The sequence below is a fragment of the Clostridium taeniosporum genome (assembly GCF_001735765.2).
In the GTDB taxonomy this organism is placed as follows: domain Bacteria; phylum Bacillota; class Clostridia; order Clostridiales; family Clostridiaceae; genus Clostridium; species Clostridium taeniosporum.
The window spans coordinates 167,458-182,500 of the sequence record NZ_CP017253.2; the positions used below are offsets into that span (position 1 = coordinate 167,458).

Annotated in this window: 11 protein-coding genes, 3 tRNA genes and 1 other annotated feature (1 of these 15 cut by a window edge); all 14 genes read left to right on the top strand. The window is 28.1% G+C overall.

Annotation, left to right across the window (positions count from 1 at the left end):
* Positions 1-11: 11 nt before the first annotated feature.
* Entirely contained in the window at positions 12-1,418 is a 1,407-nt protein-coding gene (gene tilS, locus BGI42_RS00745) for a tRNA lysidine(34) synthetase TilS (RefSeq protein ID WP_069678514.1), read from the top strand.
* Between the two features lie 5 nt (positions 1,419-1,423).
* The gene (hpt, locus tag BGI42_RS00750) at positions 1,424-1,963 is read left to right on the top strand and encodes a hypoxanthine phosphoribosyltransferase (protein ID WP_069678515.1); all 540 of its coding nucleotides are present in this window, start codon (positions 1,424-1,426) and stop codon (positions 1,961-1,963) included.
* Between the two features lie 73 nt (positions 1,964-2,036).
* Positions 2,037-3,842: an ATP-dependent zinc metalloprotease FtsH gene (gene ftsH, locus BGI42_RS00755; protein ID WP_069678516.1), complete on the top strand. Its 1,806-nt coding sequence runs from the start codon at positions 2,037-2,039 to the stop codon at positions 3,840-3,842.
* 222 nt (positions 3,843-4,064) lie between these two features.
* Entirely contained in the window at positions 4,065-5,735 is a 1,671-nt protein-coding gene (locus BGI42_RS00760) for a formate--tetrahydrofolate ligase (protein ID WP_069678517.1), read from the top strand.
* Between the two features lie 127 nt (positions 5,736-5,862).
* Entirely contained in the window at positions 5,863-6,636 is a 774-nt protein-coding gene (locus tag BGI42_RS00765) for a type III pantothenate kinase (protein ID WP_069678518.1), read from the top strand.
* Positions 6,637-6,642: 6 nt separating this feature from the next.
* Complete coding sequence (gene dusB, locus BGI42_RS00770) at positions 6,643-7,608, top strand: tRNA dihydrouridine synthase DusB (protein WP_069678519.1); 966 nt, start codon at positions 6,643-6,645, stop codon at positions 7,606-7,608.
* Positions 7,609-7,796: 188 nt separating this feature from the next.
* Positions 7,797-8,501, top strand: coding sequence for a hypothetical protein (locus BGI42_RS00775; RefSeq protein ID WP_242984735.1), 705 nt, complete (start codon positions 7,797-7,799; stop codon positions 8,499-8,501).
* 114 nt (positions 8,502-8,615) lie between these two features.
* Positions 8,616-9,098, top strand: a complete 483-nt coding sequence (gene greA / locus BGI42_RS00780) for a transcription elongation factor GreA (protein ID WP_069678520.1) — start codon at positions 8,616-8,618, stop codon at positions 9,096-9,098.
* A gap of 44 nt (positions 9,099-9,142) precedes the next feature.
* On the top strand, positions 9,143-10,648 hold the full coding sequence (lysS, locus tag BGI42_RS00785; RefSeq protein ID WP_069678521.1) for a lysine--tRNA ligase: 1,506 nt from the start codon (positions 9,143-9,145) through the stop codon (positions 10,646-10,648).
* Between the two features lie 358 nt (positions 10,649-11,006).
* A tRNA-Asn gene (locus BGI42_RS00790) sits at positions 11,007-11,081 on the top strand.
* 318 nt (positions 11,082-11,399) lie between these two features.
* Positions 11,400-11,474 (top strand) — tRNA-Asn (locus BGI42_RS00795).
* A 320-nt stretch (positions 11,475-11,794) separates the two neighbouring features.
* Positions 11,795-11,869, top strand: a tRNA-Asn gene (locus BGI42_RS00800).
* Between the two features lie 152 nt (positions 11,870-12,021).
* Positions 12,022-12,192, top strand: a binding site (T-box leader).
* Between the two features lie 51 nt (positions 12,193-12,243).
* Complete coding sequence (locus tag BGI42_RS00805) at positions 12,244-13,635, top strand: glycine--tRNA ligase (protein WP_069678522.1); 1,392 nt, start codon at positions 12,244-12,246, stop codon at positions 13,633-13,635.
* A 178-nt stretch (positions 13,636-13,813) separates the two neighbouring features.
* Positions 13,814-15,043, top strand: the 5' portion of a protein-coding gene (murD, locus tag BGI42_RS00810) for a UDP-N-acetylmuramoyl-L-alanine--D-glutamate ligase (protein ID WP_069678523.1). 147 nt of this gene lie beyond the right edge of the window; only the first 1,230 of its 1,377 coding nucleotides appear in the window; its start codon is at positions 13,814-13,816; its stop codon lies off the right edge, out of view.

Sequence of the window (15,043 nt, forward strand, 5' to 3'; positions counted from 1 at the left end):
AAGTGTTAATTTTGAATAAAAAAGTATTATCTTATATTATTGATAATAATCTTATAAAATCAGGTGATAAAATATTAGTGGCTTTTTCAGGAGGACCTGATTCTTTATGTTTATTAAATATATTACAAGAATTAAAAAATGAACTTAATATAGAAATTGGAGCAGCTCACTTGAATCATCTTTTAAGAGGTGAAGATGCGTTTAAAGATGAAGAATTTGTAATTAATATATGCAAAGAAAAAAATATTCCTTGCTATGTAAAAAGAGTTGATATAAATAAGTATTCAAAAGAGAATAAATTATCTTCAGAATTAGCAGGAAGAAATGTTAGATATGATTTTTTTGATGAAATACTTAAAAAAGAGGGCTTTAATAAAATAGCAACTGCACATAATGCTAATGATCAAGCCGAAACTATAATTTTTAGATTGATGAGAGGAACTGGGCTTGAAGGATTAAGTGGAATAAAAGTTTCTAGAGATAATAAAATTATTAGACCTATATTATGTTTAAGTAGAAGAGAAGTTGAGAAATATATAGAAGAAAAAGATTTAAATCCTAGAATAGATAAGACTAATTTTGAAAAAATTTATAATAGAAATAAAATAAGATTAGATATAATTCCATATATTCAAGACAATTTTAATAAAGATATAGTTAAAACCTTAAATAGAATGTCGTTATTAATACAAAAAGATAATGCTTTTATTGAGAGATTTTCTATTAAAGTTTATAATGAATATTGTAAAAAAGATAATGATAGTAAAATCTTCATATTAGATAAAAAATTATTTAAAGAAGATGAGGCTATAGTGACACGAGTTATAAGAAACGCTCTTACTGATTATTCTCAATCTCATTATGATTTTGAAATGAAACATATATATGATATTTTAGAATTATCTAAGAAAGAAACAGGAAAAATTATAGATCTTCCAAAGAATATATCTGTAGAGAATATATATGGAGATATAAAAATAAGCAGTAGATCAAAAGAAAATATCATATATGATAAAAGAGAGATTGCTATTAATAAGAAAGAAATAGGAAAAGAGAAGATAAATTTTAGTAATTATGAATTTATAATGAGTATTTTAAATAATCAATCTAATAAATCACTAAATTTAAAAGAAAGTAATTTAGTAAAATATTTTGATTTAGACAAGATAAGAGAGAATGTTTTATTTAGAACAAGAAAAAATGGTGATAAAATAATACCACTAGGAATGAGAGGTCAAAAGAAATTGAAAGACATATTTATAAATATGAAAATTCCTAAAGAGAGTAGAGATTTAATACCATTGATTTGTTTTGATGATGAAATAGCGTGGATTGTAGGTTTAAAAATATCAGATAGCTTTAAAGTCACTAATAATAGCAAAAATATATTAAAAATAGTAGCTAAAAGAAAGGAATAAGAATTATGAGAGAAGATATACAAGAGATATTATTTGATGAGGAAGTTTTAAAACAAAAAATAAAAGAAATGGCATCAAAAATAAGTGAAGATTACAAAGGAAAAGAATTAGTTGTAGTAGGGATACTTAAAGGATCTGTAATATTTGCAGCAGAATTAATTAAAAACATATCTATACCATGCGAAATAGATTTTATGGCTGTATCAAGTTATGGAAATTCTACAGAAACATCAGGGGTAGTAAGAATTTTAAAGGATTTAGATCATGGGGTTGAAGGTAAGGATATTTTATTAGTAGAAGATATTGTTGATAGTGGAGTTACTCTTAGTTATTTATTAAAGTATTTAAAAGCTAGAAAAGCTAATACTATAGAAATAGTGTCTTTATTAAACAAGTCTGCAAGAAGAAAAGTTGAAGTTGACGTAAAATACATAGGGTTTGAAGTTCCTGATTCGTTTATAGTTGGTTATGGAATTGATTATGCAGAGAAATATAGAAATCTACCATTTATCGGTACATTAAAATCAGAAATATATGAAAAATAGAATTTACAATTTATTGTAATTGAAATAGTGCTATGGTAAAATTAAAATCATGTATAAGAAAGGGGGGCCTTGAATGAAAAAATATTCAAGTGCAGCTTTGTGGACAGTAGTTTCAATTATGCTTATTTTAGCATCAGTTGCTATGTGGGAAACAGGAAAAGGCTCAGATAGTATAATATATAGTTCATTTCAGCAAAAATGGAATCAAGATCAAATTGAAAGTATTACTATAAAACAAGACAAAATGACAGTTGAAGGAAAAACTAAAGATGATAAGAGTTTTGTTACCGTAGTTCCAGATGATTTGATAACTTCTTTAATCAAAGAAAATCCAAAATCTGATGTAAGAATAAATTTTGAACAGCCATCTAATAGCGGAATGTGGCTTACAACATTAATACCAAGTGTTCTGCTAGTAGTTATTTTTCTAGTATTTTTATTTGTATTTACTCAACAGTCTCAAGGTGGTGGCGGTGGAAGAGGTGTAATGAATTTTGGTAAAAGTAAAGCCAAAATGGCAATGCCCGATTCACAAAAGGTAACTTTTAAAGATGTTGCAGGAGCAGATGAAGAAAAAGCAGAATTAGAAGAAATTGTTGACTTTTTAAAGACACCATCAAAATACATTGAGATAGGTGCAAGAATTCCTAAAGGAGTATTGTTAGTTGGACCTCCTGGAACAGGAAAAACTTTATTAGCTAAAGCTATATCTGGTGAAGCTGGAGTACCTTTCTTTAGTATATCAGGATCTGATTTTGTTGAAATGTTTGTTGGTGTTGGTGCATCAAGAGTTAGAAGTTTATTTGAGGATGCAAAGAAAAATGCTCCTTGTTTAATATTTATAGATGAAATTGATGCTGTAGGAAGACAAAGAGGAGCTGGATTAGGTGGTGGCCATGATGAAAGAGAACAAACTCTAAATCAACTTTTAGTTGAGATGGATGGATTTGGAGCCAATGAAGGAATAATAATGATAGCTGCTACTAATAGACCCGATATTTTAGATCCAGCTTTATTAAGACCTGGTAGATTTGACAGGCAAGTTCTTGTTGGAATACCGGATGTAAAAGGAAGAGAAGAAATTCTTAAAGTTCATACAAGAAAGAAACCACTTGATGAGAGTGTTAAGCTAGATGTATTAGCAAAGAGAACCCCAGGCTTTTCTGGTGCAGATCTAGAAAATCTAGCTAATGAAGCAGCACTTCTTGCTGTAAGAAGAAATGAGAAGAGAATATCAATGCAAGATATGGAAGAAGCTATAACAAGAGTTATAGCGGGGCCTGAAAAGAAGAGTAAAGTTATAACAGAACATGATAAAAAATTAACAGCTTATCATGAAGCAGGGCATGCTGTTGTTATGAAGTTACTTCCTAATTCAGATAAAGTACATGAAATAAGTATAATTCCAAGAGGAAGAGCTGGGGGCTATACAATGCAGCTTCCTAATGAAGATAGAGCTTATACATCAAAATCTAAACTTAAAAATGATATGATAGGTTTACTTGGCGGAAGAGTTGCAGAACAGCTAATAATGGGAGATATAAGTACTGGCGCTAAAAGTGATATAGATAGAGCAAGTGCTATTGCAAGAAGTATGGTTATGGAATATGGTATGAGTGATAAAATTGGTACTATATCATATGGATCTGATGATAGTGAAGTTTTCTTAGGAAGAAATCTAGGAAAAGGTAGAAACTTTAGTGAAGATATCGGTGCTAAAATAGACTACGAAATAAAAGCTTTTATAGATGAAGCTTATTCTAAAACTGAAAAGTTATTAAAAGAAAATTTAAATAAGTTACATGCAGTAGCTGGAACTTTACTTGAAAAAGAGAAGATTGATGGTAAAGAATTTGAAGAAATTTTTGAAAATAACTAAAGTTAAAGAGATTTTTAAAAGAAGTTCTTTTAAAAATCTCTTTTTATTATAAATACAAACAATATAAAATTATTATTTTATAAAAATTCTAATAAATACGAATGTTAAAATTATTAAAACATTAATTATTCGAAATAAATCTTTTTGCTTTTATAATGAAATGGTATAATAAAGTTAGTAGTAAGTGAAAAATAATATAATGAAAGTATTGGGGGTTTTTTTATGAAAACTGATATAGAAATTGCACAAGAAGCAGAGATGTTACATATTAAAAATGTTGCAGAAAAGTTAGGTTTAAAAGAAGATGATATTGAATACTATGGTAAACATAAATGTAAGATTTCTTTAGATGTATATAATAAGGTTAAAAATAATAAAGATGGAAAATTAGTTTTAGTAACAGCTATAAATCCAACTCCAGCAGGAGAAGGAAAGTCAACAGTTACAGTAGGTTTAGGAGACGCTCTGAATAGGATGGGCAAAAAGGCAGTTATAGCATTGAGAGAACCATCATTAGGACCTGTATTTGGAATAAAAGGAGGAGCTGCAGGTGGTGGATATGCACAAGTGGTTCCTATGGAAGATATAAATCTTCATTTTACAGGAGATATGCATGCTATTACATCTGCTAATAATTTATTATCAGCAGCAATAGATAATCACATACATCAAGGTAATAGTTTAAGAATAGATTCAAGAAGAATAATATTTAAAAGAGTTATTGATATGAATGATAGAGCCCTAAGAAAGATTGTTGTTGGAATGGGTGGAAAAATCAATGGTTTTGTAAGAGAAGATGGTTTTACTATTACTGTAGCTTCTGAAATAATGGCTATACTTTGCTTAGCTAGTGATTTAACTGATTTAAAAAATAGAATGGGTGATATATTAATAGCATATGATTTAGATGGAAATCCTGTATATGCAAAGCAATTAGAAATTCAAGGTGCAATGGCATTATTAATGAAAGATGCTATTAAACCTAATTTAGTTCAAACTTTAGAAAATACTCCAGCGTTAATACATGGAGGACCTTTTGCTAATATAGCACATGGATGTAATTCTATAATGGCTACTAAACTATCACTTAAACTAGGAGATATAGCAGTTACTGAAGCGGGATTTGGAGCAGATTTAGGAGCTGAAAAGTTTTTTGATATAAAATGTAGATATGGAAATTTAAAACCTTGTTGTGTAGTAGTTGTTGCCACAATTAGAGCATTAAAACATCATGGTGGAGTAGCTAAAGCGGATTTGAATGTTCCTAATGTTGAAGCTTTAAAGGTAGGAATAGCAAATTTAGAAAAGCAAATAGAAAATATTAAAAAATTTAATGTAGAACCTGTTGTAGCTATAAATAAATTTGTTAGTGATAGTGATGAAGAAGTTAAATTCATAAAAGAATTCTGTGAAAAGTTAGGTGTAAAAGTAGCTCTTTCTGATGTCTGGGCAAAAGGAGGAGAAGGAGGAATTGAATTAGGTAAAGCTGTATTAGAAGTTATAGAAAAAGATGAAGCTAATTTTAAAACTCTTTATTCTGTTGATAAAACAATAGAAGAGAAAATTTTAACTATAGCAAAAGAAATATATGGTGCTGATGGTGTTATATATAGTAATGCAGCTAAAAAGCAAATTGGTGAATTAATTAAATTTAATTTAGATAAATTACCTATATGTATGGCTAAGACTCAATACTCATTATCAGATAACCCTAATTTATTAGCTAGACCACAAGGATTTAATATTAATGTTCAAGAAGTTAGAGTATCTAATGGAGCAGGCTTTATAGTTGTTCAAACAGGCAATATAATGACTATGCCAGGATTACCAAAAGTTCCAGCAGCAAATAAGATGGATGTACTTGAAGATGGAGAAATAGTAGGATTATTTTAATTTATTTGAAACTCTTGACAAATTAATGTGAATTGTTAAAATTAAATTGTTATTTTAAAGTAAATTACTAAATTAAGGCAGCTTTAGGGCTGCTTTTAATTTTAATATTAATAAGGTGGTGCTTTTAATGATTCTACTTGTAGATGCAGGCAATACTAACATAGTGTTAGGTGTATATAAAGATAAAAAATACATAGCAAGCTGGCGTATTTCAACTGAAGGAAACAAAACATCTGATGAGTATAGTATACAAATAATGGAATTATTTAATTTGAGTAATCTTAATCCAAAAGAAGTTAAAGGAGTTATTGTTTCCTCGGTAGTTCCCAATATAATGCATTCTTTAGAAAATATGTTAAGAAGATGTTTTGGTCAGGAACCTATAATAGTTGGACCAGGAATAAAAACAGGCATAAATATTAAATATGATAATCCTAAAGAGGTAGGTGCAGACAGAATAGTTAATGCAGTTGCTGCTTTTGAAATTTATAAAAGACCAGTAATTATAATAGATTTTGGTACAGCAACAACTTTTTGTGCTGTAACTGAAAGTGGAGATTATTTAGGAGGTTGTATATGTCCAGGACTTAGAATATCTGCAGATGCATTATTTCAAAGAGCAGCTAAATTACCAAGAGTAGAATTAGAAGTATCTAGAAAAGTAATTTGCAAAAATACAGTTTCAAGTATACAATCTGGAATAATATTTGGTTATATAGGTCAAGTTGAATATATAATAAAGAAAATGAAACAAGAAATGAATGGTGGAAGAGAACCTTTTGTTATAGCAACAGGAGGATTGGCTAATTTAATAGCCAACGAAACAGATTCAATAGATAAGGTGGATTCAGATTTAACATTAGAAGGGTTAAAGATATTATATCAAAAGAATAGGGAGTAAAAACAAATGAATATAGGAAATCTAAGTTTTGATAATAATGTATTTTTAGCACCTATGGCAGGTGTTACAGATTTATCATTTAGAGGTCTTTGCAAGGAAATGGGATGTGGATTAGTATATACTGAAATGGTTAGTGCTAAGGCATTGTATTATGGAAGTGAAAATACACAAACATTACTTAGGGTATCTCAACAAGAATCTCCAGTAGCAGTTCAAATATTTGGACGTGAACCTGAGATAATGGCAGAAATATGTGATAAATATTTAAATCCTAGAGAAGATGTTTGTATTATAGACATAAATATGGGATGTCCGGCTCCTAAAATAGTTAAAAATAAAGAAGGATCAGCACTTATGCTAGAACCAGATTTAGCATATGATATTGTAAAAGAAATTAAAAAAGTTTCTAAAAAACCAGTTACGGTAAAGTTTAGAAAAGGATATGATGATGAACATATAAATGCTATAGAATTTGCAAAAGTATTAGAAGAAGCAGGAGCTGATGCTGTGGCTATTCATGGAAGAACTAGAAAACAAATGTATGAAGGACACTCAGATTGGGAGATAATAAAACAAGTTAAAGAAGCAGTTTCTATTCCTGTATTAGGAAATGGTGATGTTTTTTCAGCAGAAGATGCAATAAAGATGAAAGAATTAACTAATTGTGATGGAATACTTGTGGCAAGAGGTAGCATGGGAAATCCATGGATATTTAAGCAAATCAAAGATGCGTTAGATGGAAAAGTTATTGAACAAGTTTCTTATGAAGATAAGATTGCTATGTGTATAAAGCACTATAAATTAGCTATTCAAAATGATGGTGAATATAAAGCAATAAGAGAAATGAGAAAACATGCTTCTTGGTATATAAAAGGACTTCCAAGATCAACAGAGATTAAAAACAAAATAAATACTCTTAATGATAGTGATGAAGTTATAAAAATCTTAGAAGGATATAAAAATACTTTATAAATAAGAATTATTGTAAAGTTATGAGAATAGATATAGTATAAATATCAATGTTAATGGAGCAATTTATTTATGTATACTATTTTATATGTATATTTGAGTAAAAAATGTACATATAATAAACACAATTTATTTACTAAGATAATTGATATATTTAAAACAAAAAATTAAAAGATGTAAAAATACAGGAATTGGGTATTCTTATAAAAAGAGTAGAAATTCCTGCTAACTTAAATGATATGGCTTATGAAAAGAATTTATCAAGAATATTGAATAGGTTTAATGGAAAGTATAATGAACTAAGTTTAAATGGAAAAGATTTATATAGCTATAATTATACAAGTAAATTACAAAGAAAGTTTATTTCATATAGCATAGTACAGAGCATAAGATTTATTTTAATGAATTTGAATAAATCTATTAAAAATTCAAATATACTTTTAGATATTGATAATGAAAAAATATTATTAAGCATATTAGAAGAGTTAGCTAAAGAAGCAAGAAACGTAATATTATTAAATAATAGTATTAATAAAATAGAAAAAATTAGAGAAACTATTATGAGTAAATATGGATTGTCTATAGAAGTAATATTGCAAGAAAGTGTTTTAACGAATATAGACTTTGTTGTTACATCCAAAAATAAAGAATATAGTTGTAATAAAATATGGCATATAAAAAGTTTTGAAAATATTAACAATAATGGTATACATGTAAACAATGTTTTATATAAAGTACCATGGAATATATCATTAAAAGAAATGCCACCTCAATTAATAGCTTCTATAATTAGAAAACATAACAATAGGAGTATTCCTGAAATATTAAAAAGTAATGACATTATGCTAGAATCAATACTGTATAATGCTGAGGAAATCATATTAGGTAAACAGTAGGTTTGTTGACATATATGATACCCTGATTTATAATTAGTTAATGATTTTGAGTATAATGCCTAAAATAGGCACTTAAATATAAAAAAATTTAAGGTGATTGAAGGGGAGTAAAATATGAGTGAACCAAAACAATACGTAATGACTTACGAAGGTGTTAAGAAATTAGAAAGTGAATTGGAATATTTAAAAACTGTAAAAAGAAAAGAAATAACTGAAAAGATAAAAGTTGCTTTGGGTTATGGGGATTTAAGCGAAAATTCAGAATATGATGAAGCTAAAAACGACCAAGCATTTACAGAAGGAAAAATATTACAATTAGAAAATAAGCTTAAGAATGCAGTTGTAGTTGATGAATCAGAAATTCCAAAAGATATAGTTTCAGTTGGATCAAAAGTTAAAGTTAAAGATTATGATTTTGATGAAGAAGTTGAATATTCAATTGTAGGTTCAGCAGAAGCAGATCCTATGAATTTTAAAATATCAAATGAATCACCAGTTGGAAATGCTTTGGTAGGAAAGAAAATTGGTGATATAGTAGAGGTTATAATTCCAGATGGAGTAAGTAAGTTCGAAATTTTAGATATAAAAAGAGGCTAAAAGGGGAACCAAATAAATTAAGAAGCGATTAACGGAGGGATAATATGTCAACTGAGGAAATGAATATGAGTGAATTAGAATCTCAGTATAATGAACAAGAAGCATTAAGAAGAACTAAATTAGCAGAATTACAAGAAGCTGGTAAGGATCCTTTTGATGTTTATAAAGTAGAAAGAACTCATACATCAGAAGAAGTTAAATCTAATTACGAAGAATTAGAAGGAAAAAATGTAACAGTTGCAGGAAGAATAATGTCAAAGAGAGGACAAGGAAAAGTTGTTTTCTCAGATATACATGATAGAGATGGAAAAATTCAATTATTCATAAAAATTGATCTTGTGGGAGAAGAGAATTTAAAATCTTACAAAACTTATGATCTTGGAGATTGGGTTGTAGCAACAGGAGAAGTGTTCAAAACAAGAACTGGAGAAGTATCTGTTAAAGTATCTAGCTTTGAATTAATATGTAAATCTTTAAAACCATTACCGGAAAAATGGCATGGATTAAAAGATCCAGATTTAAGATATAGACAAAGAGAAGTAGATATAATAACTAATCCAGAAGTAAAAGAAACTTTCATGAAGAGAAGTAAGATTATTTCAGGAATTAGAGAATTCTTAGATAATAGAGGATTCTTAGAAGTTGAAACTCCTATACTTGCACCAATTGCAGGTGGAGCAGCTGCTAAACCATTTATAACTCATCATAATACTTTAGATATAGATATGTACTTAAGAATAGCTACTGAATTATATTTAAAGAGATTAGTTGTGGCTGGTTTTGAAAAAGTTTATGAAATAGGAAGAAACTTTAGAAATGAAGGAATGTCAGTTAGACATAATCCAGAATTTACTGCTATTGAATTATACGAAGCTTATTCAGATTATAATGACATGATGGAAATTACTGAAAATATGGTTGCATATGTTTGTGAAAAAGTAAATGGAACAACTAAAGTTATGTATGAAGGAACAGAAATAGACTTTACTCCACCATGGAGAAGAGTAACTATGGTTGACGTTGTAAAAGAACATGCAGGAGTAGATTTTAATGAAGTTAAAACTCATGAAGAAGCACAAGCAATAGCTAAAGAAAAACATTTAGAATTTGCTAAACCATTAAATACAGTTACAAAAGGTGAAGTATTAAATGTTTTATATGAAGAATTTGGTGAACAACATATGATACAACCTACTTTTGTTATAGATTATCCAGTAGAAGTATCACCTCTTACTAAGAAAAAGAGAGGAAATGAAGAATTTACTGAAAGATTTGAAGGATTTGTATTTGGTAGAGAATTATGTAATGCATATTCTGAATTAAATGATCCTATAGTTCAAAGACAAAGATTTGAACAACAAGCTAAGGAAAGAGAACTTGGTGATGACGAAGCTTATATGTTAGATGAGCAATTCATGAGTGCATTAGAGACAGGTATGCCTCCAACAGGTGGATTAGGAATAGGTGTAGATAGACTTATAATGTTCTTAACAGATTCATCATCTATAAGAGATGTTATATTATTCCCAACAATGAAACCTCAAAAATAATATTAAGTTATTTAAGTTTAACATGGACTGCTGTAATAATGATTAAATTCATTATTCACAGTCCTTTTTAATGTCTAGAGGAAAGTATAGAATTTTTAAAGTTTGAAAGATTGATAAAATCTAAGTTATATCAAATATTAATTGAGAATTGATAGTGGGAAGTTAAGAAATATAGGGGAAAATTATGTTATAAAATATCAACTCTTAATTAAAAAACATAGTATAGCCACTTTGTTCTAATTTGTAATTAATAGGACATGTTATATATAAACATTATTGTAAATAAATTATTTATAAAAATTATAAAAAAGGGTTGTAATATTATAAAAACATGTTATAATAATAAAAGTAATGACGTTCCGCGATAGCTCAATGGTGGAGCACTCGGCTGTTAACCGATAGGTTGGAGGTTCGAGTCCTCTTCGCGGAGCCATTTTTTTATTTAAAATTAATTAATACTTATAGAGTATGGTGAAAGTAATATGCTAATAAGAATTAATTTACAGGAGTTTTATAAAAGTAGATGATGTCTGTTTTTATAAAGCTCTTTTTGCATATAAAAATATAAAAGAGATATTAGGTAAGGAATAAAATTTTATTAAGAGTAAATTAAAGAAATTTATATTACAAAAATAGAATTTTTATAAGTATTAATTATGGAGGAATACTAAATAGTAATAAAAAAATAAAAAAATATTAAAAAGGGTTGCAATATTATAAAAACATGCTATAATAATAAAAGTAATGACGTTCCGCGATAGCTCAATGGTGGAGCACTCGGCTGTTAACCGATAGGTTGGAGGTTCGAGTCCTCTTCGCGGAGCCATTTTTTTATCTAAAATTAATTAATACTTATAAAGTATAGTAAAAGTAATATACTAATAATAATTAATTTACAAGAGTTTTATAAAAGTAGATGATGTCTGTTTTTATAAAACTCTTTTTACGTATAAAAAAATATAAAAGAGATATTAGGTAAGGAATAAAATTTTATTAAGAGTAAATTAAAGAAATTTATATTATAAAAATAGAACTTTTATAAATATTAATAATAGAGAAATACTAAATAGTAATAAAAAAATAAAAAAATATTAAAAAGGGTTGCAATATTATGAAAATCTGTTATAATAATAAAAGTAATGACGTTCCGCGATAGCTCAATGGTGGAGCACTCGGCTGTTAACCGATAGGTTGGAGGTTCGAGTCCTCTTCGCGGAGCCATTTTTTTTATTTAAAATTAATTAATACTTATAATGCACAGCAAAAGTTATGTTCTAATAAGAGTTTTATAAAAGTAGATGTTGTCTATTTTTATAAGACTCTTTTTTACTTGACATCTAAAAGTCTTTTGATAAAATTAATATATAAATTGAATATACACTGTGAAAAAGATTAGTAATTTTAATGTTTTTTAAGAGAGATGATGGATGCTGAAAATCATTATGATATTAAAATGAATGGAACTTTTGAGTGTAATTAGAAAAAAGAAAGTTGGGCTTAAGCCAAGAAGGGTGGAACCGCGGAATTAATATTTCGTCCCTTTATGGTTATAAAGCTTTTTTTATTTTATGAAAATAAATTGGAGGTAAGAAAGAATGGCAGTAGAAAAAACAATGGATAAGATTGTAGCTCTTTGTAAAAATAGAGGTTTTGTATTCCCAGGCTCAGATATATATGGTGGATTAGCTAACTCATGGGATTACGGTCCTTTAGGAGTAGAATTTAAGAATAATGTTAAAAAAGCTTGGTGGAAGAAATTCGTACAAGAAAGTCATTATAATGTAGGACTTGATTCAGCTATTTTAATGAACAGTGAAGTTTGGGCAGCATCTGGTCACATAGGTGGATTTTCTGATCCGTTAATGGATTGTAAAGAATGCAAAGCTAGATTTAGAGCTGATAAAATAGTTGAAGATCATATGACTGAAAATGGTGCAGAAGTAGCATCAGCTGATGGATGGACTAACGAAGAATTAAAGGAATATATTGAAAAAAATAATATAGTGTGTCCTAAGTGTGGAAAGATGAACTATACAGATATAAGAAAGTTTAATCTTATGTTTAAAACATTCCAAGGTGTTACTGAAGATGCTAAATCAGAAATTTATTTAAGACCCGAAACAGCACAAGGTATATTTGTAAACTTTAAAGCTGTTCAAAGAAGCTCTAGAAAGAAAGTACCTTTTGGAATAGCTCAAATAGGTAAATCATTTAGAAATGAAATTACTCCAGGAAACTTTACATTTAGAACAAGAGAATTTGAACAAATGGAATTAGAATTTTTCTGTAAACCAGGAACTGATTTAGAATGGCATAAGTATTGGAAGGAATATTGTTGGAATTTCCTACTTAACTTAAATGTAAAATCTGAAAACTTAAGAATGAGAGATCATGGGGAAGAAGAATTATCATTCTATTCTAACGCAACTTCTGATATAGAATATTTATTCCCATTTGGTTGGGGTGAACTTTGGGGTATAGCTGATAGAACAGATTATGATTTGACTAAGCACCAAGAGCATTCAGGTCAAGATTTAAATTATTTAGATCAAACTACTAATGAAAAATATATACCTTATGTTATAGAACCATCATTAGGAGCTGATAGAGTTACATTAGCATTCTTAGTAGAAGCCTATGATGAAGAAGAATTAGAAGGAGGAGATTCTAGGACTGTATTGCATTTTCATCCAGCACTAGCTCCATTTAAGGCAGCTATATTACCTCTTTCTAAAAAGCTTTCAGAAAATGCTCTAGATGTTTATTCTGAATTAAGTAAGAAATTTAATATTGATTTTGATGAAACAGGAAGTATAGGAAAGAGATATAGAAGACAAGATGAAATAGGAACTCCTTACTGTATAACAATAGATTTTGATACATTAGAAGATGGATGTGTTACTGTAAGAGATAGAGATACTATGGAACAAGAAAGAATTAAGATATCTGAATTAGAATCTTATATAGGAAAAAGTTTAGAATTTTAATTCCTTCATAAACTAATATTAATATAGTCATTTTAAATTAGAATAATATCTAATTTAAAATGACTTTTTACACATGTAATAAAATGTGGAAAAAATAATGTTATAAATTATAACATATGGGGAATTTTATTAATATATAATAGTATGAGTTATTACCATATTTATTTGGAGGCAAATCATGAAAGAGGATTTTAAAAAGTTTAAGGAATTTATATATAAGAAAAAAGTTGGTGTTGTTGGAATTGGAGTTAGTAATATTCCTCTTATCAATTTTTTAGTTAAATTAGGTGCAGAAGTAACAGCTTTTGATAAAAAAACTGAAGAAGAGCTAGAAGAAGTTTCTACTGAATTTAAGAATAAGGGTGTAAAACTGGAATTAGGCGAAAATTATTTAGATAATCTTACTGGTTTTGAAGTTGTATTTAAAACACCTTCTATGAGAATAGATAGTGATGCTTTAATTAAAGTAAAAAAAGAAGGTGCATATATAACTTCTGAAATGGAAGAGTTCGTAAGATATTGTAAAGCTAAAGTATATGGAATAACAGGAAGTGATGGTAAAACAACAACTACTACTATAATATCTAAAATATTAGAGCAGCAAGGGTATAAGACTTGGGTTGGAGGAAATATAGGAACTCCTTTATTTGATCAAATTGAGGAAATAAAAGAAGATGATAGAGTTGTATTAGAATTGTCTAGTTTTCAATTGATGACTATGAATTTACCTATAGATATAGCTATATGTACTAATTTGGCTCCAAATCATTTAGATATGCATAAAGATATGCAAGAATACATTGATGCTAAGAAAAATATATTTTTATATCAAGAACCAACTGGTTTGCTAGTAATAAATCGTGAAAATGATATTACTTATGGATTTGAATCAGAAGCTAAGGGAAATGTTAAAGAATTTAGCTCTAAGAGAGAATTAAAAGATGGTTCTTATTATAAAGATGGTATTTTATACTTAGAGGATAAAGAAGTTTGCAAGAAAGAAGATATAGTTATAAAAGGGATGCATAATGTAGAAAATTATTTGGCTGCATTTATAGCTACCAAGGAAGATGTATCTATAGAAAATATGAAAAAAGTTGCAGAAAGTTTTAGTGGAGTTGAGCATAGATGCGAGTTTATTAGAGAACTAAATGGAGTTAAATATTATAATGACTCAATAGCTTCCAATCCAACTAGAACATTAGCAGGTCTTAAAGCATTTAATAAAAAAGTAATATTAATCGCAGGGGGATATGATAAGCATTTGGAATTTACACCATTAGCTAATGATGGATATCCATATATAAAAGAATTAATATTATTAGGTGCGACTAAAAACAAAATAAAAGATGTGTTTATAGAATTAGAAAAGAGTAAAGGAATAAAAATAAATATCTCAGAAGTAAAT

Coding starts and splice junctions, on each gene's coding strand:
- hpt (WP_069678515.1), top strand. CDS start 1,424: ATGAGAGAAGATATACAAGAGATATTATTTGATGAGGAAGTTTTAAAA.
- dusB (WP_069678519.1), top strand. CDS start 6,643: ATGAATATAGGAAATCTAAGTTTTGATAATAATGTATTTTTAGCACCT.
- ftsH (WP_069678516.1), top strand. CDS start 2,037: ATGAAAAAATATTCAAGTGCAGCTTTGTGGACAGTAGTTTCAATTATG.
- lysS (WP_069678521.1), top strand. CDS start 9,143: ATGTCAACTGAGGAAATGAATATGAGTGAATTAGAATCTCAGTATAAT.
- BGI42_RS00765 (WP_069678518.1), top strand. CDS start 5,863: ATGATTCTACTTGTAGATGCAGGCAATACTAACATAGTGTTAGGTGTA.
- BGI42_RS00805 (WP_069678522.1), top strand. CDS start 12,244: ATGGCAGTAGAAAAAACAATGGATAAGATTGTAGCTCTTTGTAAAAAT.
- greA (WP_069678520.1), top strand. CDS start 8,616: ATGAGTGAACCAAAACAATACGTAATGACTTACGAAGGTGTTAAGAAA.
- BGI42_RS00760 (WP_069678517.1), top strand. CDS start 4,065: ATGAAAACTGATATAGAAATTGCACAAGAAGCAGAGATGTTACATATT.